This window comes from Providencia sp. PROV205 (genome assembly GCF_028479505.1).
In the GTDB taxonomy this organism is placed as follows: domain Bacteria; phylum Pseudomonadota; class Gammaproteobacteria; order Enterobacterales; family Enterobacteriaceae; genus Providencia; species Providencia huaxiensis.
The window spans coordinates 1-22,286 of the sequence record NZ_JAMPNU010000036.1; the positions used below are offsets into that span (position 1 = coordinate 1).

Consider the following 22,286-nt stretch of genomic DNA (forward strand, 5'->3'; position numbering starts at 1 on the left):
TTAAATCATCATAAAAGGAGAATATGAGGTTTATGATTGGCAACATTACAGATCAATAACTCAATGTTTAATCAATAATCGTTATTTAAGGATCAGCAAAACACACTTGGCTATGTTATAAAATAAACACATAGTGTATAAAGCTTTATATACATCTTTGTTTTGAATGAATTAGGGATATCGATATGAATGTAATTAAAACTATTTGGCGCTGGATTATTGCAACCCCAAACCGTTTACAAATATTCTTTGATCTTCTGCTGCTAGTATTATCACCTTTTGTTTTTATTATGGTTATTGGGTTTAACACCGAAGATCTTAGTAAAGACATTTTCATTATTACATTCATTATCCTCTGCTATACCTATATTACTCGCTGGTTCAGTAAGTGGTTTAGTAAAGGTAGAAGCTAATACCTGTTTTATTTTCAGCCTCTTAGTTATTTTCTAAGGGGCTAAGTATTTTGTATAGACAAAAAAAACACCTGCACAAGGCAGGTGTAAAATACAATCAGGTCTACAGACGGATGGTGCCTCACTCAACGTTTCGCCCGTTCGTTGATGGTAAGAGGATGAGCTCTTGATCATCTAAGTTGGACAATAGGCACCGATAATCGGCTTTGCGTCATCTCTGGGTTTATGAAGCTTCGCTGTCATAAGAAGTGAGATGAGCATCTACATATAGAATAATGCACAATGCATGCCAACTTTTTTTAAATGATATTTTTTAAGCTCGCTCTTTTAACTTCTCTCTCATCCCTCCGGTTTTACACATAATTTTTCTTCTTGGAAGTCAACCTCTCTAACATTAAAGAATGTACGCATCTGTTGCCCATATCTTGCTGTACTATTTTGTCGCAGTTTAGAGACACCATAAATGAGTTATTTATATTTTCTTATAAATCAACAGGTAATATGTCGCCTTTTGGCGACATCAATATAATGGATTGTATCTATTCTACGACACTAGCGAGATAGCCTGTTAAATTACAAATAAAAACAAGCAATTAACTATATCCAGTCACTAATTGAAAAACACCCTGAATATACTCTAGATAATTCTAGTTATGGCTAAACCGCAAATGAAGATATCCCGATGAACATACATAAGTATGTATGTAACCTGGGTAGCTGAACATAGCCAACAACACACGGTTTGAAGTATGAAGTATGAAGTATGAAGAGAGTATGAAAGTATAAGAATAGAAAGCAAAAAACCCGTCGATTAAGACGGGTTTCTTTAAATTGGTCGGCGAGAGAGGATTCGAACCTCCGACCCACTGGTCCCAAACCAGTTGCGCTACCAAGCTGCGCTACTCGCCGAATTTTTTAGTACTCATTACATTTCTTCGTGGTGCGAAAGGGGGGACTTGAACCCCCACGTCCATAGGACACTAACACCTGAAGCTAGCGCGTCTACCAATTCCGCCACCCTCGCAATATCACAAAAAAATGGGGTGGCTAATGGGACTCGAACCCACGACAACTGGAATCACAATCCAGGGCTCTACCAACTGAGCTATAGCCACCATAACTTCACTTTTTTCAAAGCGTTGCTATATTACTACATACAACGTCATTTTGCCAACCGTAGCGAAGCGCTAAAACTGGTGCGCCCGACAGGATTCGAACCTGAGACCTCTGCCTCCGGAGGGCAGCGCTCTATCCAGCTGAGCTACGGGCGCTTAACGCCGTTGCGGGAGAGGATAGTACGGATTTATCCTCCTTCTGTCTAGTCCTTTTTGAAATAAAAATATCGATTGCTTGCCTTTTATCCATTTCGTCGAGAAAGAGAGCATATTTACCCTCTTTTCACTGTACCGCTAATAAAAATCAGCCAAAATACGGCGATTAAACTTTTGCATTATGATTATTGAACAGACGAATGATGAAATAAAGCAGGGAAACGCCCCCTAAAAAGATAGCTCCCACGATTAAAGATAAGCGAGTATCTGGGTTAATCGCCATTCCAACCAAAACGCAGGCTAAAAATAGTAAGGTTACATAGTTAACCCACGGAAAAAGAATCGATTTGAAAGGGTGTCCGATAAGTTTTTCTTTGTTTTGTTGTCGAAAACGGATTTGACTGGTCAATAGCACTAGCCAAGGCACCATTCCGGGTAACACACTCGCACTATAGACATACACAAAGACTTTCTCTGGATTCGGTATGATGTAATTCAGGCTTGATCCGGCCACTAAGCAAAGGATAGTAAAACCTACACAACGTGCCGGCACACCGTTCTTTGTTAATTTCAATAATGAGCGAGGCAACTGTTTATTTTGCGCTAAGGCATACAGCATCCGTCCACCACTATACATCCCGCTATTACAGCCAGATAACGCTGCGGTTAACACCACAAAGTTAATCACCGCTGCGGCAGATACAATACCGACTTTCGCAAAGGTGAGAACAAATGGACTACCTTGAGAACCCACTTCAGTCCACGGAAACAGCGTTACAACAATAAAGATAGCGCCCACATAAAAAATTAATATGCGCCATAAAATATTATTGATCGCCTTTCTTAACGTGACTTGAGGATTTTTCGCTTCACCCGCAGTGATCCCAACCAGCTCAACCCCTTGATAAGAGGCCACAACGATACACAAAGCAAATAAGAAGCCTTTCCAGCCCCCGGCAAAGAAACCACCATGTTCGGTAAGGTTCGCAAGCCCAATCGGCTCAAAGTTATTACCCAGACCAAAAAAAATCAGCCCTAAACCAATTAAAATCATCACCACAATCGTGGTCACTTTGATCATGGCAAACCAGAACTCAAGCTCTCCATACAGCCGTACAGCGGCTAAGTTAGCTAATGCCACTAATACCACTGCAATAATGGCAAAAATCCATTGCGGTACGTCAGGGAACCAATATTCGGCATATACGCCAATGGCCGTGATCTCAGAAATACCGACAGCCACCCACATAAACCAGTAGCCCCATGCGGTGAGACATCCCCAAAATGGACTTAAATATTTATAACCAAACGAAGCAAAAGACCCCGTTACAGGCTCAAGAAATAGCATTTCCCCCATTGAGCGCATAATGAAGAAAACAAAAATTCCTGCGATGATATAAGCCAGCAAAACAGAAGGTCCCGCCCATTTTAGTGTACTGGCGGATCCCATAAATAACCCAACGCCAATAGTTCCACCGAGCGCAATCAGCTCGATATGGCGTGCTTCTAACCCACGTTGAAGCCCCTGCTGTGGATTTCCCATACATACCCCTGTCAAAGTTAGATATTTAAAATGCAGTTTTAATTGAAACTCAGTTAGTAATAATCACTGCAATTATTTGAAAAGCATTAATTAGGCGATAAAAAAAATGCCATAGCCGCAAGATTAAGCACAAACTGGTGCGAATATGATTATTTTTGAGGGATTATAGAAATATTTGAAGGAAGAGACCAGTAATTCGGAGAATTCAGACCGCAAGCAAGAGTTTAAGCCTACTTGCGGTCAGTAAAATACATCGATAATAACGATAAAAATCAAATAATTACAAAAATTACAGCTTGCCACCGTAATAGTAGCCTAAAAATTTCAGTAATTTAAACTGACGAGTAATACGAGAAGGTTGAGATAATAAGCGATACAACCATTCCAGACCTAAGTTTTGCCAAACTTTCGGGGCGCGTTTAACATGCCCTGTAAACACATCATAAGTCCCCCCAACACCCATATATAACGCATCAGGGTGAACTGTTCGGCAATCACGCATAAACAGTTCTTGTTTCGGGGAACCCATCGCAACAGTAACAATTTTGGCACCACTTGCACGAATACGTTCGAACAATGCACTTCGGTCTTCAGCAGTAAAATAACCGTTTTGCGAGCCAACAATGTTCACATTCCACTGCGAGCGCAGCTTGCTTTCGGTTTGTTCTAGGATTTCTGGTTTGCCACCCACTAAGAAAACTGGCGTACCTTCTTTACCGGCTCTTTCCATTAAGCCTTCCCATAAGTCAGCACCAGCCACGCGGGAAACTTCAGCTTGGGGATATTTACGGCGAATAGCACGGACAATACTAATTCCATCAGCATACAAATATTCGGCTTGGCCTAGTAATGTATTTAAAGCCGTATCTTGTTCAGCGATCATCACTTTTTCTGCATTAATCGCAACGAGTGTTCCCGTTTTCGTTTCCCCATCAGCAAATAAGTAGTCTAAAAAGTGGGCCATATCTTTAAAGCCCCAAATATTATGACCACGAATACTATATTGTGGAATAGATGATTGTGGAATAGATGACTGTGTAACTGATGAAGACTGAGTTGATGACGATTCCATGATACTCCTTTAGCGGCTTTCACGCTGTTGGCTTCTTAAAAAAGAAGCTGTTTTTGTGCGAATAAGCCCTGCACTTTCAAATAACCAATACAGTAATTTTGCTAATACCAGACACAGTCCGAATATTAAGCAAAAGAAAACCACCCGTGAGACGAAAGAATCCACGCCTTCACGCGCTAAAACAATAATGTTAAAAATGGCGCCAAAACAAAATGCCTGCATAATGGCGGCCTTATAGCGATTCGGTTCTTTCAGGCTCATGCCATAGATCCAATCAAACCATTTGATGATAAGCCCCACAACGATGGCTCCGAGAGGTATAAAAATCACCCCGCCCATCACTACTAATGAACCAATCAGTGTTGGCGAAATTGCCAGCCCAGAATGGTTGTTGAGCACTTCCCACGTAAAATAGTTGGCAGAATTCAATACCGTATCTGGACGTTCTGGCCAAACCCAAGAAGGAATAAAAACATAAAAGTCACGGATAATCGGCGCTAGGCCTTGAAAATCCATCTCATCGTAATGACTCAGCAGCAATGCTAAGTTTTCCCACGGGGAGAATGTGTCCCGCGTTAAGTACAAGAAAGTGTAATACGCTTCAGCACCACTGACATCTAGGCCATAGCGTTTTAAGGCTAACCAGAACATCCCTACAATACTGGCGACCCCAGCCGCGGCTAGCATCCACAGCGTAATCCAACCTCTGACAATCCCAATGAATAAGAACAGCGCGAAGGCAATAATGATGTTCGCTCTTGTTCCCCCGACGATAACATAGGTTAAGAAACCAAATGCAACGGTACTAACAAGAAAGAAAATCCAGCGTTTCTGTGTTGGCCGCAAGAAATAAACAATCAACATTGCAGGAATGAAGAAATAGAAAAAGCGTTTTAATGCCACGCCAGAAACTTGGCTGGAGAAAATTTGGCTATAGGATTTTAACTTAAACAGCAAAAAACCGTTCTGCATGAAAAAGATACCTACTGTCACGACAGCAATCAGAATCAATAACAGACAGGTTAAATTCGTTTCCACTTTGTTCATGCTAAACAACGCACGCCGTGGTGCATCCGGTTGCCTAGAAAGCCGTGTTTTATAAGCGACATAATAAATCGCATAAAAACTGGTTGCCGCTAGTTGGGCGTAAAGTAAGTAATCCGCCTTAACAACCGCAACATCAAATTGAAACACTAACGCACAGGTTAATGGAAAACCAAAGTAAAACGTCAATAAATACAGCATTGAGAAGAAAATATTGAAGTTAAACCGAGCACGTAAAAACTCTTTGTATAGCAAAGTACCAATAAAAATAATTGATATCAGGTAGACCAGTGCTAAGCCGCCTAATTCCGTCAGCGTCATGCTCGCTCCTCCACGGCTCTGAGAACGGCTTTCCAGCCCTCAGTAAAGTTGGGAGCAAAAAATTCAATATGGTGTTTATCTAATAAACTCATTTGGCGCTGAGCTTCGTCCACCAGCGGTATCGTCAGGTTGTCACCATAGAAAAACACAGGGACATTTTGAGCAGTTAAATCCTGCCAGAACGTATTTTGACGGCTGATTACAAACGGAATGCCAAATTGGATCAGCAAACAAACCGTTCCCACCCCTTGTTGGCGATTAAAAATAAAATAGCCAAGATCACAGGATTTGAGCAAATTCAGGTACTCGCTAAATTCCATGCGCTCTTTCAGGATTTCGACTTGTCCTGAAGTAAACTCACTATTTGCAGCCTGTTCGACTTGTTCAATATAGCCTTGGTTATTGGCAGGATAGCCCATTGGGACAATCACCTTAACCTCATCACCAAATTGCTGTTTAATCGCACTCAGTGCCTCTACATGGCGATTCGAACGGTCACCTGAGTTACCCAACAAAATAGTCAGTTGAGCGCCTTCACGCACCTTAGGCTCGCTTATTGTTAATGCAGGGTCCATTCGTGTTGGAAAATACAACACTGTCGCAGGTACTTTCGGGTTCGACTGGTGGAAATAACACAAATCCCCGCGCGTAGCACACACGTGCCCTACTTTTTTCTGCGCTAGACGACGTAAGATATAGAATAACTTAAATTTTAATGAGCTAGACTCTTCATAGAGGTCAGCTCCCCATATATGCCACCAAAACTGATGGGATTTAATTTGGCCAAATAACAGCGCTAGCCAAATAGGCGCATTGAATTGCCCATGAAAGAAAAAGCGAGTACGGCGATTTGCCTTGGCACGCTGTATAACACTATTGGCAATAGCCTGTTTATTCGCAAAAACATCTATTTTTAGCTGAGGATAAGCGTCAGCAAGCTGCGCATCGTCGCTTACGACCATAAAATGCGGTGTTGATGACGGAGCGATTTCTGCTTGGCAAATGACGTCATTAAAAAACGTCAATACCGTCTGATTGTGGTGTGGGAGGTTCGATCCCAGTACATGTATTAAGGTTGTCATGCTCGCCTACGGTAAATCAAAAATACGCAACAACATAAGGTAAAATAGACAATATAAGTGGCCATATAAGCCTGAGTTGCACCTACTGCGCCATGTTCAGGGATTAGCCAATGCGCAAAACCCGTTAATAATATAAATTGACTCACTTCAGTAAGGACATAAAAACGCAATGCGGCTTTGGCAATAACCAAATAGCCAAATACGTAAGCCCCCACTTTCAATACATCGCCGACCAGCTGCCATGCAAACAGGTCTCGCATACCTGTAAATTCTTTTGAGAACAGCAACCAAATCGCAAAATCACGTAGTAACCAAACCGTAAAACTGACAACCGCAACGGCAGGTAAAACAAATTTCAATGCTTTAACAATTTCGGCTGAAATTTCATTTTTATGTTGCAAACGCGATAAAGTCGGCAACAAATACACTGAAAATGTCGCGGTAATAAACTGCAAATAGGCGTCTGAAATGGTGGTCACACCGGTCCATAACCCCACTTCATCCCAACTATAGGTTTGGGCGAGTAGGTTTCGCATCATGATATAAGCGACTGGCAACGTGACTGCTGTTAACATCGCCATGACCGTAAATTTGCCTAAATTAGTCGCAATCGCTTTGTCCCATGCGGGCTTCAATGACGATAACGCAAATTGCTTACGTTTAATTACCATCCCAGCCGCAGGCAGTACCACGAGTGCAGGCACTAATGCTAACCCTGCGAGAGCGCCTTCATACCCACCAACCAGATAGCATAAATAATAGGCAACAACTCCGATTATGCTACCCAAAATAATGGCTAATGCGTTTGCCGATGCGTCTCGGTAGCCCTTCAAAATAGCCAGGAAATAGTTCGCATACGCGATACCCATTTGAATTAAAGCGACTATTTGAATAACCGAGCTGTATTTTTCACTATCAAACAACGCTACGCTGATTGGCGCACTGCAAAGTAAAAAGATAAGCGCCAGTAGCGCTGAAAACCCTAGAATAATCGTCGATGACGTTCCCAGAACCGCACGTAATTTTTGTGGGTCTTGGTGGTGCTCTGCAACATATTTTGTGACACCATTGAAAATCCCTGCACCAGATAACACCCCTAGTACAGTAATCAATTGGCGGAAGTTACCCGCTAGCCCTACACCGCTGGGCCCAAATGAGACTGCAAACAACTTAACGATTAACAGGCCTACCCCGATTTTAATCAGGGTAGAGCCAGCAGTCCAAACCGATGCTTTAGCAAGAGACATTAGGCAAAGAACGCTTTGATTCGCTCAATGACTGTCTGCTGTTCATCATCAGTCATGTTGTAGAACATCGGTAAACGCACTAAGCGGTCACTTTCTGATGTTGTATATTTATCTTCACCATGGAAACGGCCAAACTCGATACCCGCAGGGCTAGTATGCAATGCAACATAGTGGAATACCGTCAAAATACCATGAGATTTCATATAATCATTGAACTCGGTACGCTCGTCGATATCTTTAAGTTTGATATAGAACATATGGGCATTGTGTTTTAAGCCTTCTGGCACAGTTGCTAAGACTAAGCGTCCTGCATCAACCAATGGCTGCAACGCTTCATCATAACGTTTCCATAGTAGTAAACGGCGGTCGTTAATTTTGTCCGCTTCTTCTAACTGTGCCCATAGGTAAGCCGCTTGCAAATCAGACAACAAGTAGCTTGAGCCGATGTCACGCCATGTGTATTTATCCACTTGGCCGCGGAAAAATTGGCTACGATTCGTCCCTTTTTCACGGATCACTTCTGCACGGCTAATCAAGTCTTTATCATTGATAAGCGTTGCCCCACCTTCACCGCCTGAAGAGTAGTTTTTCGTTTCATGGAAGCTATAGCAACCAATGTGGCCGATGGTCCCCAGTGCTTTGCCTTTATAGGTCGACATCACACCTTGTGCCGCGTCTTCAATCACGAATAAATTGTGTTTTTTCGCAATGGCCATAATAGTGTCCATCTCACAAGCAACACCTGCATAGTGAACAGGAACGATGGCACGCGTACGTTCAGTGATTGCGGCTTCAATTTTAGTTTCATCAATATTCATGGTATCTGGGCGGATATCAACGAATACGATTTTCGCGCCACGTAACACGAATGCATTAGAGGTTGATACAAAAGTAAAGCTTGGCATGATAATTTCATCACCCGGCTTAGTATCAATCAGGATCGCCGCCATTTCTAATGAGGCCGTACAAGATGGCGTTAACTGCACTTTCGGGCAATTAAACCGTTTTTCCATCCATTCTTCACAACGTTTCGTGAAGCCACCGTCACCACACAGTTTGCCACTTTCCATGGCTTGTCTCATATACTCTAATTCAGTACCTACAACGGGTGGTTTATTAAATGGAATCATGTTGTCCCCTGTATAACCAATAGGCGGTACTGACAATTGCTGCACCGCTACGTGAATAAAGATTTAATGCCGCAACATTACTGATTTGCGTGGCCACATTTAACTGTCTTTTTTGGTGTTCCACACACCAATTAAATGCTGCTGACATCAACTTACGCCCCACACCTTGCCCTTTCGCTTCTGGCATTTTCGCTAGTAGGCCAACCCGCGCAGTTTCAGCATCCAGATGCCGTAAACTCACAAAGCCCAATATCGCACCAGACGCATCTTTAATCAGTAAACAAGTGTGGTCAAACGTGCCAAGTACTGATTTTTCTATCCACAACGCATAAAACTGACCGCTATCACCATCACGATACCAAGGTGCTCTAAAGCGGCTTTTGCTAAAGACAGACTCAGCGGCTTGTCGCAACGTAGGAATATCATCCACTTGTGCGACAACAATGCGATCTTCCGCTGTTAAACCTGCCTTTAAATAAGCATTTTCTGTGCCAATAGTCAGCGCGAAATCGATTTCACCTTCAACAAATGAAAAACCCATACCGGCTAAATCGTCAATCAGCTGCGTTTCAGACGCAGCGACTTTTGCTTGCACGATATCGTATTCATTTATTTGATAAGCAAGGAGGGTTTCGAGATTATCCCCCGTAAAATTCAACTTTGCCGTTGAGCGATGAAAAAATTCGCTCTCCCATGGCAAGCTCTCAATACTGGCGCGGACGGACACGTAATAAATCCTCTAAATATTGCCCATAACCTGTTTTTTTCAGCTGTTGTGCTGAAAAAGCGACTTGTTCATCTGTCAGCCAGCCGTTACGCCACGCGATTTCTTCCAAACAAGCAACTTTGAAACCTTGACGTTTTTCAACGGTTTGCACAAAGGTTCCCGCCTCAATGAGGCTATCGTGGGTGCCTGTATCTAACCAAGCAAAGCCGCGACCGAGCAATTCAACGTTTAGTTCGCCACGTTCTAAGTACATTTGGTTAATCGACGTAATTTCTAACTCGCCACGTTCAGAAGGTTTGACTTGTTTAGCAAATTCAACCACTTGTGAATCATAGAAATATAGCCCTGTCACCGCCCAATTCGATTTAGGCTTAACGGGTTTTTCTTCAATCGACAGTGCTTTAAAATTATCGTCAAATTCCACGACGCCAAAACGCTCAGGATCCATCACTTGGTAACCAAAAACCGTTGCGCCTTTTACTCGTTCAGCAACAGATTTCAATTTTGGGCTAAATGAATGGCCGAAAAAGATATTGTCGCCCAATACTAAACAGCACGAGTCACCATTGATGAACTCTTCACCGATGATAAACGCTTGCGCAAGGCCGTCTGGTGATGGTTGCTCCGCATAGCTCAGCTCAATCCCAAACTCGTGGCCATCCCCTAATAAACGCTTAAACATCGGCAAGTCGTCAGGGGTAGAGATGATTAAAATCTCACGGACTCCCGCTAACATCAGAACTGAAAGCGGGTAGTAAATCATCGGCTTATCGTAGATAGGCAATAACTGTTTAGAAATACCGCGAGTGATAGGATGCAAACGCGTCCCCGACCCTCCCGCTAATATAATACCTTTCATACTGTCACCTAATTTCCTAGACCTAAACGCTCGCCCGCATAAGAACCGTCTTGTACGCGGCGCCACCACGTTTCATTGTTCAAATACCACTGCACTGTTTTGCGGATACCTGATTCGAAGGTTTCTTGTGGCGTCCACCCCAATTCACGCTCAATTTTCGCGGCATCAATGGCATAACGCATATCGTGCCCCGGCCGGTCTTTCACATATGTGATTAAGTCACGGTAGTGCGCCACACCTTGTGGTTTTTGCGGGTGCAGCTCTTCAAGCAGCTCACAAATCGTTTCTACAACATCAATATTACGGCGCTCATTATGGCCACCAATATTATAGGTGGTGCCAGGTTGCGCGGTTGTCGCAACTAAATGCAGTGCTCGAGCATGGTCTTCAACAAACAACCAGTCACGAATTTGCTCACCTTTACCATAAACTGGCAGAGGTTTGCCTGCTAAGGCGTTCAAAATAATTAAAGGGATCAATTTCTCAGGAAAATGATACGGCCCGTAGTTATTTGAACAATTAGTGATCATCGTTGGCAGGCCATAGGTTCTTTGCCATGCACGAACTAAATGGTCACTCGATGCTTTCGATGCGGAATAAGGGCTACTTGGTGCATAAGGCGTGGTTTCTGTGAAGAAACCATCAGGCCCCTCGAGGTCACCATAAACTTCATCTGTTGAGATATGGTGAAAACGGAAAGCCGCTTTTTTCTCATCATTCAGTGCAGACCAGTAATGACGAGCCGCCTCTAACAGTGTGTAAGTCCCCACAATGTTAGTTTCGATAAATGCCGCAGGGCCATCAATTGAACGGTCAACATGGCTTTCTGCCGCTAAATGCATCACAGCATCGGGTTGATATTTTTCAAAAACAGCATCTAATGCAGCTCTATCACAAATATTCACCTGCTCAAAAGCATAGCGCGGGTTATTCGCAACCGTTGCAAGAGACTCTAAGTTACCTGCATAGGTTAAACAATCCAGAACCACTGCGCTGTCGTCAGTATTTTCAATAATATGACGAACAACAGCAGAGCCGATAAACCCGGCGCCTCCAGTGATTAAAATGCGTTTCAACGCCATACTCCTTTTGTATCCACGACCCATTTTTGTGGGATCGCAGAACCTTGGATGCCTTTGAACATATTGTGGTCAACTAACATTAAGATCACATCGGCTTCATTAACGGCTTGTTCAATCGAAACCAGCTCAGAAATACCTTTTAAAGAGGTCGGTAATTCATGGATGTGTGGCTCAACCGCATACGTTTTACCTGGGTTCCAGTTCGCCACCATTTTGGTGATGTGCATTGCTGGGCTTTCACGTAAATCATCAATATTCGGTTTAAATGACAGGCCGAAACAGGCAATTGTCACTTCACTGGTTTTTTTACCCGTTTCCACTAAGCAATCAGCCACTGCCGCTTTCACTTGGTCAACAACCCAAATTGGTTTGCCATCATTGACTAAACGAGCGGTATGAATAAGACGTGATTGTTTTGGATTTTGCGCAACAATAAACCATGGGTCAACCGCGATGCAGTGCCCACCAACACCCGGGCCTGGCTGCAAAATATTAACGCGTGGATGACGATTCGCGAGGCTGATTAACTCCCACACATTGATATCTTGTTCAGCACAAATTAATGACAATTCATTCGCAAAAGCAATATTCACATCGCGGAAGCTATTTTCCGTTAACTTACACATTTCCGCGGTTCTTGAGTTAGTAATTACACACTCACCTTCAAGGAAAATATTGTATAACTCACTAGCACGCAGGGAGGATTTTGGTGTCATTCCACCAACAACGCGGTCATTTTTAATTAATTCGACCATCACTTGGCCTGGTAACACGCGCTCAGGGCAGTATGCGACATCGATATCGGCTTCTTCACCTGCTTGGTGGGGGAAAGTTAAATCAGGGCGAGCAGCTGCCATCCACTCTGCCATTTGCTCTGTTGTTCCTACTGGCGATGTAGACTCAAGGATGACTAAATCGCCTTTCTTCAATACTGGAGCAACGGACTCAGCGGCAGCACGTACATACGCGAGGTCAGGTTCGTGTTCGCCTTTAAATGGCGTAGGCACAGCAATCAGATAAGCATCCGCAGGTTGCGGCTTAGTAAAGGCTTTCAGGTGGCCTTCTTCAACTGCCTTTTTGACCACGATATCCAGTTCTGGCTCCACGATGTGAATTTTACCTTGATTAATAGTATCAACGGCATGTTGGTTAACATCGACACCAACCACTTGTTTTTTACGTGATGCAAAGGCTGCTGCTGTTGGTAAACCAATATAACCAAGGCCAATAACAGAAATAGTTTCAAAACTCATAATTTCACCTGATTACTTTTCAATGCTGCAAGAATACGCTGACAAGCATGACCATCCCCATAAGGGTTATGTGCGCGGCTCATTTCGTGATACTCCGCGTCATCTGTCAGTAACCGATTAACTTCTTTCACAATTTTTTGTGTGTCTGTTCCCACAAGACGAACCGTTCCTGCATCAACTGCTTCTGGTCGTTCTGTGGTATCTCTCATTACCAAAACAGGCTTACCGAGAGAAGGCGCTTCCTCTTGAATACCGCCTGAATCTGTTAAAATTAAATAAGCATGATTCATTAAATAAACAAATGGCAGGTAGTCTTGAGGGCTAATTAAAATAATATTATCAATATCATGCAGTATACGTTTAACAGGCTCACTCACATTTGGATTTAAGTGAACTGGGTAGACAACTTGCACATCTGGATGTGCTTGTGCAATTTCTGCCAGCGCATGACAAATCCGCTCAAAACCACCACCAAAACTTTCACGACGGTGGCCTGTGACTAAAATCATTTTTTTATTTGGGTCGATAAACGGATAGTTTGCGGCCAGTTTTTCCATCATGTACTGGTCGCTCATGACTTTATCACGTACCCACAATAGCGCATCAATAACACTATTTCCGGTGACAAAAATATGGCTGTCAGGAATAGACTCTTTTAACAGATTTTGGCGTGAATTTTCAGTTGGGGCGAAGTGATACATTGCTAAATGCCCAGCAATCTTACGGTTTGCTTCCTCAGGCCATGGGGAATACAGGTCTCCTGTACGTAACCCAGCTTCAACGTGCCCTACAGGTATACGATGGTAAAATGCCGCAAGGCTAGTTGCCATCGTCGTTGCGGTGTCGCCATGAACAAGAACAACATCCGGTTGAAAATCAGCAAAAACGCTTTTCAACCCTTCAAGAATACGACATGTGATATCAGTTAAATCTTGCCCTGGTTTCATAATATTGAGATCGTAATCTGGAATGATCTCAAACAGTTTCAGTACTTGATCTAGCATTTCACGATGCTGTGCTGTAACACAAACTTTGGCTTCAAAGTCTGCATCTTCAGCTAATGCATGAACCAGTGGTGCCATTTTAATGGCTTCAGGTCGTGTGCCGAATACAGTCAATACTTTCACAGTGACTCTCTTATATTTATCTTTCGCAGTGAGCTGCTTTTGTAATCTTAATAACTTTATATGCCACTGGTAAATTCACCAGTGGCTTATCCCAAAATCAAGATGGGCGGCGGCGAGCAAGTACCACACCGGCACCTACTAACATCCCTATGGCTCCCCATAGAACCATCATAAAGGCTCGACGAGGACTATCGCGTTTAACGGGCTCTTCAGGCGTTCGTAAATAGCGATATGCTTGAAAATTATCTTGGAGGGTAGGCCCTACGCTCAATGTTGATAACATGGCAATATTTTGATCGTAATCACTATCGTGATCGGGCCCAGTTGCTTTCAATGTTTCAATTTGTGCTTCTAATAAAGGGGCACCTAACATAAACATTTTAGAATCTGGAATTTCATCCACAGGCGTTGCACTTTGATTACGCACAATACCTTGTTTTTCAGCAACTTTTAGTGCTTGTTCTAAAGCATTCAAACGACGTTCATAAGCAGCCTTTGCCACCATGTCTTCGCGTTTAACCAATGCCTTCATAGATTGCATTTTCGTAGCCCAAGTGCCTTTAATTTCATCATTGAGATTCGTTGTCGCACGTTGGTTAGCGAACTGAGTATATTGACGCAGCAACTGGTTCGCATCAGCGGAAGTTTCCGCCACTAACTTAATGCTATCTGTTAAATTTTTGACTTCATCTGCTGGCGTAAACTCAATATCGTTGATGAGCTCATCCAATAATGCGGCATCTGCTTTAGGGTCATTCTCTAAACGCTGCTTATAGTAATCTGTATTTAGCCAAAACTGACGACGCGTATCATAAGAGCCGAGCTGCTTGGTGAATTCTTGATAAGCTTCTTTTGCGATTGTCGGTAATTGCCCTTCAACCCCCGTATTATTAATACGGGAATCGAGGTTGCGCAGAAATTGTTGCTGAGAATAGTAACTTCCCAGATTATTGACGGTTGGTAAATCCGTAATTGCTGTCGCACTCCACTTTGGCTGCATAAAATAGGACGCTCCCAAGGCAATTGCAGCAAAAATAACGGCAAATGCAACGATCCAAATTTTACCTTGCCACAGTGAGCGACATAAACCACGGATATCCAATTCCGGCTCTATTGGCGATTGATGCTGACTCGGTTGTGTTTCTGAGTTATTCACTGCACAGAACCTCTATTTTCGTTTTGTCGTTACCGTACTGCTCCTCTACGTGCTCTACGTCTTACTCGCTTAATAAAACGGGCGACTTTCCAAGCTCGTTTGATGCAGTAACCATACATCATAAATACAAGCAAAAATAATGCCAACATTACCCATTCAGGTACAAATGTTAAGTGTTCACCAATAATACCAACACACGCTAAAGCGGCTGCTGATAATGTAATCAGCACAAATGCCCCTTTTGGTGTAAAGCCAGAACGCATAATTAAATGGTGAATGTGTTGGCGATCTGGTGAAAATGGGCTCATTCCTTTACGAATACGTCGATACATAATGGCAACCATATCCATTAGAGGGATCGCAATAATCCATAAAGCGGTAACTGGGTTAATCGGATGTACTTCTTCTTGGGTCGAAGCCACAAGGATCCAAATAATAGTGAACCCAATCAGTGTACTTCCCGCATCTCCCATGAAAACTTTAAAACGACGGCCTAGCACACCTAAATTCAGAAGAATATAAGGAAGGATAGCTGCAATAAAGGCAAAACACCAAAATGCTAACGCGTAGTTACCGTTTTGATATAACAAAAAGCCAAGAGCACCAAAAGAAACAGACGATAAACCACCCAATAGTCCATCAATGCCATCAACCATGTTAAAAGCGTTAATTGCTGCCCATACCGCAAATAAAGTGACGATATAACCGAATGGACCCAGCACCAGTTCCCATGGGCCAAAGGCATGGCCAAGTGATTCAAGTTTCAACCCTGCCGCTGTCATCATCACAACTGCAACGATCGCTTGGATACCAGCCCTTAATTTCACACTGATATCAAACCTATCATCTAATGCGCCAATAAAGACGAGTAATCCTGCACAAGCGATATATAGCCACTTATGAGGAATGTATTCTCCGGTGATATAAAATGCAAAACAGATCCCAAAGAAAACGGAAATTCCCCCAACAAGAGGAACTAATCCTACGTGTTTCTTTCTGAAATTAGGTTTATCAACTAACCCGATTTTTATTGCAACAACTCGAGCCAGAAAAATAAAAACTAATGAAAACAAGAAAACGTAGAAGAGATTGGTTACAAAGTGTATGGTGTCCACTGTTCGACTCTCTTAATCTTTATATTTAACTTTCAAAACTAATTTTTTAGCGAATGCTGGTAAACAAGCATACGCCAATGCATTATCATCTTAGTACTGGAATCCGCTATAAGACGAATCTTTATTCATAAAGAGATCCCTGTAACATTATTAGTTTTCACACTTTATTAGTGTGTTTGATTTAATAACGAAACATCCCTTAATTTTATACTGAATAGCTGCAATATGCATGCCATAAAAGCAATACTCTAAAATTGCGTTAATCGATTGATGTTTAAATAAGCGCTTGATGATTAAATAATAAAGTGATGAAAATAAATTTAATGCTAATCACAAAATAAATATAAACATAGTATTTATCTTTTAATTCAGTTGGTTAACTTGCATGCATTGGTGTTTTTATCGTTTATCATTAATGTTCTAATAAAAATTTCGCCTATTTATTCAATGTTATTTATAAACAAAGCAATAAAACAGCATCTTAATCCATTGAACTCAATCAGCAAAATATTACCCCTTACTTAATATGATATGTTTTAATTTTTATACGCGACTACCGTGTATAAAAAACAAAAAAAGGTGCCATAACTGGCACCTTTTTTATAATACACAGAGAACCTTAACGGTTACGCTCTTTTCATAAAATCAAAGAACTCTTCGTTAGTTTTCGTCATCGCTAATTTACTGATGAGGAACTCCATTGCATCGATTTCGCCCATTGGGTGAATGATCTTACGCAGGATCCACATTTTTTGTAACTCATCTTGCGATGTCAGTAACTCTTCTTTACGCGTACCAGAACGGTTGTAGTCTATTGCAGGGAAAACACGTTTTTCTGCAATCTTACGAGACAGGTGCAGTTCCATGTTACCTGTACCTTTAAACTCTTCGTAAATAACTTCATCCATCTTAGAACCGGTATCAACCAGTGCAGTTGCAATGATTGTCAGGCTTCCACCTTCTTCAACATTACGAGCAGCACCGAAGAAACGTTTTGGACGGTGTAATGCGTTAGCATCCACACCACCGGTTAATACTTTCCCAGAGGAAGGTACAACGGTGTTGTATGCACGGGCCAGACGCGTAATAGAGTCGAGTAAAATGATAACGTCTTTTTTATGTTCAACTAGACGTTTCGCTTTCTCAATCACCATCTCAGCGACTTGAACGTGACGTGCTGCAGGCTCATCGAAAGTTGAAGCGATTACTTCACCTTTAACTAAACGCTGCATTTCTGTCACTTCCTCAGGACGTTCATCGATCAACAAAACCATCAGAACGCAATCAGGATAATTGTGTGCAATATTCGCCGCAATGTTTTGCAGCAACATTGTTTTACCCGCTTTCGGTGGGGCAACAATCAGACCACGTTGGCCACGACCGATTGGCGCCGCAAGATCCAGTACACGTGCAGTTAAATCTTCAGTTGAACCGTTACCACGTTCCATTCGCAGACGACGGTTTGCATGCAATGGAGTTAGGTTTTCGAAAAGAATTTTACTGCGGGCATTTTCAGGTTTGTCGTAGTTAACTTCGTTGACTTTTAGGAGGGCAAAATAACGTTCACCTTCTTTAGGAGGACGAATTTTTCCTGAAATTGTGTCACCTGTACGTAAGTTAAAACGGCGGATTTGGCTAGGAGAAACGTAGATATCATCAGGACCTGCGAGGTAAGAACTGTCTGCTGAACGGAGGAAACCAAATCCGTCCTGCAATATTTCCAGTACGCCATCGCCGAAAATATCTTCGCCACTTTTCGCATGCTGCTTCAAAATAGAGAAAATAATATCCTGCTTTCTCATACGGGCTAAGTTCTCTAGCCCCATGTTTTCGCCTAACGTAATCAATTCTGATACTGGCGTATTTTTTAATTCGGTAAGATTCATAATGGTGGGTTCTTTAACTCGGGGTAATTCTCGAACTATGAACGTAAATTGACGGCAGCTTATTATTAAGTGCCAGTTTAACTTTATACTGCCCTGCTGATCGCTAATTTTTACCAAAAGCAAACAGCAATGCAAAAAAATCTTGTGCTAGCCATTACTAAGATTACTCTAACATTTGACTGCAACTCATCTTGATGATGTGTGGCATATTATTAGAAACACGGACAATATTAGCAATAGTTTTTTGTACATTTAGGACAACATCCATCCCAATATCGCAAATTTAATGTCAGATTAGCATTAAAAAACACATAACTGCTCAATGCCAACCTTCTCCCACTTCATTTTTATATCCAAAAGATATAAAAATATTGAATTTCACTATGTTCGTTTATGCACTATCTTTAATTCATATGAAGGATACATTGAAACAGAAGATATTGAATACGGCTATAACTCAACGTCTAAACTTTCAATTTCATATTTAAAATCATTATGTCATCAGTTTTTTGATCAAAAAAGACATCACAATACTGAACTAACAAGCTAGATATGTAAGATAAGAGCAATGGAATACAAGGTAATTCATATGGGTGCTATACGAGGAATAAAGATAACTTATCATGCTTAAGTGAAGACGTCTAGCGGCTCTCTAGATAAAATAGATATACCGCTAAACGTTTTAGCTTACATATAACGATAACTTACAGATTTTCGTCTAAAAATTCTTTCAGTTGCGTTTTTGATAATGCACCGACTTTCGTTGCTGCGACTTCACCATTTTTGAATAAAAGCAAGGTCGGGATACCACGAATTCCATATTTTGGAGCAGTACCTGGGTTTTCATCAATATTCAGTTTTGTGATAGTCAGTTTGCCTGTATATTCTTCAGCAACTTCATCAAGAATAGGCGCGATCATTTTACAAGGACCACACCATGCTGCCCAAAAATCGACGAGAACAGGTGAACTTGCGTTCAAAACTTCAGTTGCAAAACTTGCATCAGTTATATGTATAATTTTATCGCTCATGTTGTACTCCAAGGGGTCATCTTTTGCAGACTTAGTGTAACATTATTGGCAGCAGTATGCTTTATTTCAAAAGATACACTTTCGTAAACCAACCGTTAACTGATATTCTAACATACTATGAGTAAAGCACACTTGACAGAAAAGAAGTTTTCCGACTTCGCATTGCACCCTAAAGTCATTGAAGCTCTAAATAAAAAAGGCTTCAATTTTTGCACGCCTATCCAGGCGTCCACCTTGCCTTTTACTGTCGAAGGCAAAGACGTGGCGGGTCAAGCGCAAACCGGTACAGGGAAAACGTTAGCTTTTTTAACGTCTACATTCCATTATTTATTAACTCACCCTGCGATTGAGGGTAAAAAAGCGAATCAGCCTCGTGCTCTCATTATGGCGCCGACACGCGAACTCGCTGTACAAATCTATTCAGATGCTAAAGAGCTCGCTGAGTACACTGGCCTGAAAATGGGCTTAGCATACGGTGGTGACGGCTATGATGAGCAACTGAAGGTTTTACAAAACGGTGTTGATATCCTTATTGGTACAACTGGCCGTTTAATCGACTACGCAAAACAAGGCCATGTCGACTTAAGTGCGATTCAAGTTGTGGTCCTCGATGAAGCCGACCGTATGTATGACCTTGGTTTCATTAAAGATATCCGCTGGATTTTCCGTCGCATGCCAGGTGCCGCAGACAGGCTTAACTTGCTGTTTTCTGCAACTTTATCTTACCGAGTAAGAGAATTAGCTTTCGAACAAATGAATAACCCTGAATATGTTGAGGTCGAACCTTTACAAAAAACAGGTCATCGTATTAAAGAAGAGTTATTTTACCCTTCTAATGAAGAGAAAATGCGCTTGCTCCAAACGCTACTTGAAGAAGAGTGGCCAGAGCGTTGTATTATTTTCGCCAATACCAAACACCGTTGTGATGATATTTGGGCGCATTTAGCTGCCGATGGTCATCGTGTAGGCTTGCTAACTGGCGATGTCGCACAGAAAAAACGACTGCGTATATTAGAGCAATTCACACAAGGCCATTTAGATATTTTAGTGGCAACTGATGTTGCTGCACGTGGTTTACATATTCCATCAGTAACTCATGTCTTTAACTACGACTTACCTGATGACTGTGAAGATTATGTACACCGTATTGGCCGTACTGGCCGTGCTGGCGAAAGCGGAAACTCAATTAGCTTAGCCTGTGAAGAATATGCACTTAACCTGCCAGCTATTGAAGAATATATCCAACACTCAATCCCTGTGAGTAAATATAACAGTGATGCATTATTGAGCGATTTACCTGCGCCAAAACGCCGTCATCGCCCACGTCCTGGAGGCCCTCGCCGTAATTCGAATTCGCAGCGTCGCCACAATGGCCCACGTAACAACCATAAACGTCCAGGCTGAGTAAAAACGATATGCTGAAATCTTCTTCTCTTTATGCCGCCATCGATTTAGGCTCAAACAGTTTTCATATGCTCGTTGTACGTGAGACTGCTGGCAGCATTCAGGTCATCTCTAGGGTTAAACGCAAAGTTCGTCTTGCAGCAGGGTTAGATAACAACAACCTGCTTTCTGAGCAAGCAATGGAGCGAGGCTGGCAATGCTTGCGCCTGTTTTCGGAACACTTACAAGATATTCCGAATACACAAATTCGTGTTGTCGCAACAGCGACTTTGCGTCTAGCTAAAAATGCCAATATTTTCATCGAAAAAGCCAGCCAAATTTTAGGAAACCCTGTTAAAGTCATTCAAGGGGAAGAAGAAGCTCGTTTGATTTATCAAGGTGTTGCACATACAACTGGCGGGCCAGATCAACGCTTAGTGGTTGATATTGGAGGGGGAAGCACTGAGCTAGTTACGGGTACAGGCGCAAAAGCAGAGCAACTCTACAGCCTTGAAATGGGGTGTGTAACTTGGCTTGAGCGCTACTTTGGCGATAGAAGTTTAACCGAAGAAAACTTCGCAGCGGCTCAAGCCGCTGCCCATAATGTCATCGCCCCTATTGCTGATGCACTAAAGACACATGGGTGGAAGATATGTGTTGGTGCATCCGGTACTGTACAAGCCATTCAGGAAATCATGATTGCCCAAGGCATGGATGAACTGATCACTCTTTCTAAATTACAACAGCTTAAGCGCAAAGCCATTCAATGCCAAAAACTTGAAGAGCTTGAAATTGACGGCTTAACCTTCGAACGCGCTCTGGTTTTTCCAAGCGGCTTGTCTATTTTGATTGCTATCTTTGAAGCATTAAACATTGATAACATGACACTGGCTGGCGGCGCACTTCGTGAAGGTCTTGTCTATGGTATGCTACAGCTTCCTATTGAGCAGGATATTCGCGCTCGTACCGTTCGCAATATTCAACGGCGCTTCCAAGTCGATATCGAACAAGCTGGCCGAGTTCGTCAACTTGCAGAATATTTTTACTTGCAAGTCGCGAAAGATTGGGGCTTAGATACTCGCTGTCGTGATTTACTATCAAGTGCATGCGCCTTACATGAAATCGGCTTGAGTGTTGATTTCCGTAAAGGCCCCGAGCACGCTAGCTACCTCATAACACACCTTGATTTACCTGGCTTCACTCCAGCTCAAAAACGGTTACTTGCTGCATTATTGATAAACCAGCAAGGCCCTGTTGATTTAACGCCATTAAGCCAACAAAATGCGTTACCCATGCAGCATGCATATGATTTATGTCGTTTACTTCGTCTCGCCATTATTTTTGCGAGCCGTAGACGGGATGATACCTTGCCTGCTCTTAGGCTTAATGTGAATGCACAAATATTAACCATTACATTGCCCTATCGTTGGTTATCTTCTCACCCTCTACGAGCTGAAAATTTACAGCAAGAAGTCCAATGGCAGGGCTATGTAAATTGGGTTTTAGAGCTGGAAGAACGTAATAGTTCAAATTGATAATATTTT

18 protein-coding genes and 4 tRNA genes are annotated in these 22,286 nt (G+C 42.3%); 3 read left to right on the forward strand and 19 right to left on the reverse strand.

Going from position 1 to position 22,286, the window contains the following annotated elements:
- Positions 1–185: 185 nt before the first annotated feature.
- On the forward strand, positions 186–413 hold the full coding sequence (locus PR800_RS18185; protein ID WP_102139876.1) for a hypothetical protein: 228 nt from the start codon (positions 186–188) through the stop codon (positions 411–413).
- An 832-nt stretch (positions 414–1,245) separates the two neighbouring features.
- Here PR800_RS18185 and PR800_RS18190 read toward each other — a convergent pair.
- The 19 genes from PR800_RS18190 to trxA form a co-directional block, all read right to left on the reverse strand.
- Positions 1,246–1,322 (reverse strand) — tRNA-Pro (locus PR800_RS18190).
- 29 nt (positions 1,323–1,351) lie between these two features.
- Positions 1,352–1,437, reverse strand: a tRNA-Leu gene (locus PR800_RS18195).
- Between the two features lie 15 nt (positions 1,438–1,452).
- Positions 1,453–1,528, reverse strand: a tRNA-His gene (locus tag PR800_RS18200).
- Positions 1,529–1,607: 79 nt separating this feature from the next.
- Positions 1,608–1,684: transfer RNA gene (locus PR800_RS18205), tRNA-Arg, on the reverse strand.
- A 166-nt stretch (positions 1,685–1,850) separates the two neighbouring features.
- Complete coding sequence (gene thrP / locus PR800_RS18210) at positions 1,851–3,227, reverse strand: bifunctional threonine/serine APC transporter ThrP (RefSeq protein WP_210843098.1); 1,377 nt, start codon at positions 3,225–3,227, stop codon at positions 1,851–1,853.
- Positions 3,228–3,516: 289 nt separating this feature from the next.
- Entirely contained in the window at positions 3,517–4,254 is a 738-nt protein-coding gene (gene wecG / locus PR800_RS18215; protein WP_166264485.1) for a lipopolysaccharide N-acetylmannosaminouronosyltransferase, read from the reverse strand.
- A gap of 54 nt (positions 4,255–4,308) precedes the next feature.
- A complete protein-coding gene (wzyE, locus tag PR800_RS18220) occupies positions 4,309–5,664 on the reverse strand; it encodes an ECA oligosaccharide polymerase (RefSeq protein ID WP_094962456.1) in 1,356 nt (451 codons plus the stop codon).
- Positions 5,661–6,746 carry a TDP-N-acetylfucosamine:lipid II N-acetylfucosaminyltransferase gene (locus tag PR800_RS18225; protein WP_102139874.1) on the reverse strand — a complete coding sequence of 362 codons (1,086 nt, stop codon included), beginning with the start codon at positions 6,744–6,746 and terminating at the stop codon, positions 5,661–5,663. The genes wzyE and PR800_RS18225 overlap by 4 nt, the downstream gene beginning before the upstream one ends.
- Positions 6,743–7,993 carry a lipid III flippase WzxE gene (wzxE, locus tag PR800_RS18230; RefSeq protein WP_102139873.1) on the reverse strand — a complete coding sequence of 417 codons (1,251 nt, stop codon included), beginning with the start codon at positions 7,991–7,993 and terminating at the stop codon, positions 6,743–6,745. Before wzxE ends, PR800_RS18225 begins: the two co-directional genes overlap by 4 nt.
- A complete protein-coding gene (rffA, locus tag PR800_RS18235) occupies positions 7,993–9,123 on the reverse strand; it encodes a dTDP-4-amino-4,6-dideoxygalactose transaminase (protein ID WP_102139872.1) in 1,131 nt (376 codons plus the stop codon). Before rffA ends, wzxE begins: the two co-directional genes overlap by 1 nt.
- Positions 9,110–9,850, reverse strand: coding sequence for a dTDP-4-amino-4,6-dideoxy-D-galactose acyltransferase (gene rffC / locus PR800_RS18240; RefSeq protein WP_102139871.1), 741 nt, complete (start codon positions 9,848–9,850; stop codon positions 9,110–9,112). The genes rffA and rffC overlap by 14 nt, the downstream gene beginning before the upstream one ends.
- The gene (gene rfbA / locus PR800_RS18245; RefSeq protein ID WP_102139870.1) at positions 9,828–10,709 is read right to left on the reverse strand and encodes a glucose-1-phosphate thymidylyltransferase RfbA; all 882 of its coding nucleotides are present in this window, start codon (positions 10,707–10,709) and stop codon (positions 9,828–9,830) included. The genes rffC and rfbA overlap by 23 nt, the downstream gene beginning before the upstream one ends.
- An 8-nt stretch (positions 10,710–10,717) precedes the next feature.
- Positions 10,718–11,791 (reverse strand): dTDP-glucose 4,6-dehydratase, encoded by a 1,074-nt coding sequence (gene rffG, locus PR800_RS18250; RefSeq protein ID WP_181489940.1) that lies wholly within the window; start codon positions 11,789–11,791, stop codon positions 10,718–10,720.
- A complete protein-coding gene (gene wecC / locus PR800_RS18255; protein ID WP_239978785.1) occupies positions 11,782–13,044 on the reverse strand; it encodes a UDP-N-acetyl-D-mannosamine dehydrogenase in 1,263 nt (420 codons plus the stop codon). The genes rffG and wecC overlap by 10 nt, the downstream gene beginning before the upstream one ends.
- Entirely contained in the window at positions 13,041–14,171 is a 1,131-nt protein-coding gene (wecB, locus tag PR800_RS18260; protein ID WP_102139868.1) for a non-hydrolyzing UDP-N-acetylglucosamine 2-epimerase, read from the reverse strand. The genes wecC and wecB overlap by 4 nt, the downstream gene beginning before the upstream one ends.
- 97 nt (positions 14,172–14,268) lie before the next feature.
- On the reverse strand, positions 14,269–15,327 hold the full coding sequence (gene wzzE, locus PR800_RS18265) for an ECA polysaccharide chain length modulation protein (RefSeq protein WP_166263935.1): 1,059 nt from the start codon (positions 15,325–15,327) through the stop codon (positions 14,269–14,271).
- Between the two features lie 29 nt (positions 15,328–15,356).
- Positions 15,357–16,442, reverse strand: a complete 1,086-nt coding sequence (gene wecA / locus PR800_RS18270; RefSeq protein ID WP_102139866.1) for a UDP-N-acetylglucosamine--undecaprenyl-phosphate N-acetylglucosaminephosphotransferase — start codon at positions 16,440–16,442, stop codon at positions 15,357–15,359.
- Between the two features lie 626 nt (positions 16,443–17,068).
- On the reverse strand, positions 17,069–18,328 hold the full coding sequence (rho, locus tag PR800_RS18275) for a transcription termination factor Rho (protein WP_004906109.1): 1,260 nt from the start codon (positions 18,326–18,328) through the stop codon (positions 17,069–17,071).
- 704 nt (positions 18,329–19,032) lie between these two features.
- Positions 19,033–19,359, reverse strand: coding sequence for a thioredoxin TrxA (gene trxA, locus PR800_RS18280; RefSeq protein ID WP_102139865.1), 327 nt, complete (start codon positions 19,357–19,359; stop codon positions 19,033–19,035).
- Between the two features lie 117 nt (positions 19,360–19,476).
- Here trxA and rhlB point away from each other — a divergent pair, with 117 nt between their 5' ends.
- The gene (rhlB, locus tag PR800_RS18285; protein ID WP_166263931.1) at positions 19,477–20,763 is read left to right on the forward strand and encodes an ATP-dependent RNA helicase RhlB; all 1,287 of its coding nucleotides are present in this window, start codon (positions 19,477–19,479) and stop codon (positions 20,761–20,763) included.
- 11 nt (positions 20,764–20,774) lie between these two features.
- Positions 20,775–22,277 carry a guanosine-5'-triphosphate,3'-diphosphate diphosphatase gene (gppA, locus tag PR800_RS18290; RefSeq protein WP_272531224.1) on the forward strand — a complete coding sequence of 501 codons (1,503 nt, stop codon included), beginning with the start codon at positions 20,775–20,777 and terminating at the stop codon, positions 22,275–22,277.
- Positions 22,278–22,286 lie beyond the last annotated feature (9 nt).

Coding starts and splice junctions, on each gene's coding strand:
- rffA (WP_102139872.1), bottom strand. CDS start 9,123: ATGATTCCATTTAATAAACCACCCGTTGTAGGTACTGAATTAGAGTAT.
- rho (WP_004906109.1), bottom strand. CDS start 18,328: ATGAATCTTACCGAATTAAAAAATACGCCAGTATCAGAATTGATTACG.
- wecC (WP_239978785.1), bottom strand. CDS start 13,044: ATGAGTTTTGAAACTATTTCTGTTATTGGCCTTGGTTATATTGGTTTA.
- trxA (WP_102139865.1), bottom strand. CDS start 19,359: ATGAGCGATAAAATTATACATATAACTGATGCAAGTTTTGCAACTGAA.
- gppA (WP_272531224.1), top strand. CDS start 20,775: ATGCTGAAATCTTCTTCTCTTTATGCCGCCATCGATTTAGGCTCAAAC.
- PR800_RS18225 (WP_102139874.1), bottom strand. CDS start 6,746: ATGACAACCTTAATACATGTACTGGGATCGAACCTCCCACACCACAAT.
- wzxE (WP_102139873.1), bottom strand. CDS start 7,993: ATGTCTCTTGCTAAAGCATCGGTTTGGACTGCTGGCTCTACCCTGATT.
- rffG (WP_181489940.1), bottom strand. CDS start 11,791: ATGGCGTTGAAACGCATTTTAATCACTGGAGGCGCCGGGTTTATCGGC.
- thrP (WP_210843098.1), bottom strand. CDS start 3,227: ATGGGAAATCCACAGCAGGGGCTTCAACGTGGGTTAGAAGCACGCCAT.
- wzyE (WP_094962456.1), bottom strand. CDS start 5,664: ATGACGCTGACGGAATTAGGCGGCTTAGCACTGGTCTACCTGATATCA.
- PR800_RS18185 (WP_102139876.1), top strand. CDS start 186: ATGAATGTAATTAAAACTATTTGGCGCTGGATTATTGCAACCCCAAAC.
- rfbA (WP_102139870.1), bottom strand. CDS start 10,709: ATGAAAGGTATTATATTAGCGGGAGGGTCGGGGACGCGTTTGCATCCT.
- rhlB (WP_166263931.1), top strand. CDS start 19,477: ATGAGTAAAGCACACTTGACAGAAAAGAAGTTTTCCGACTTCGCATTG.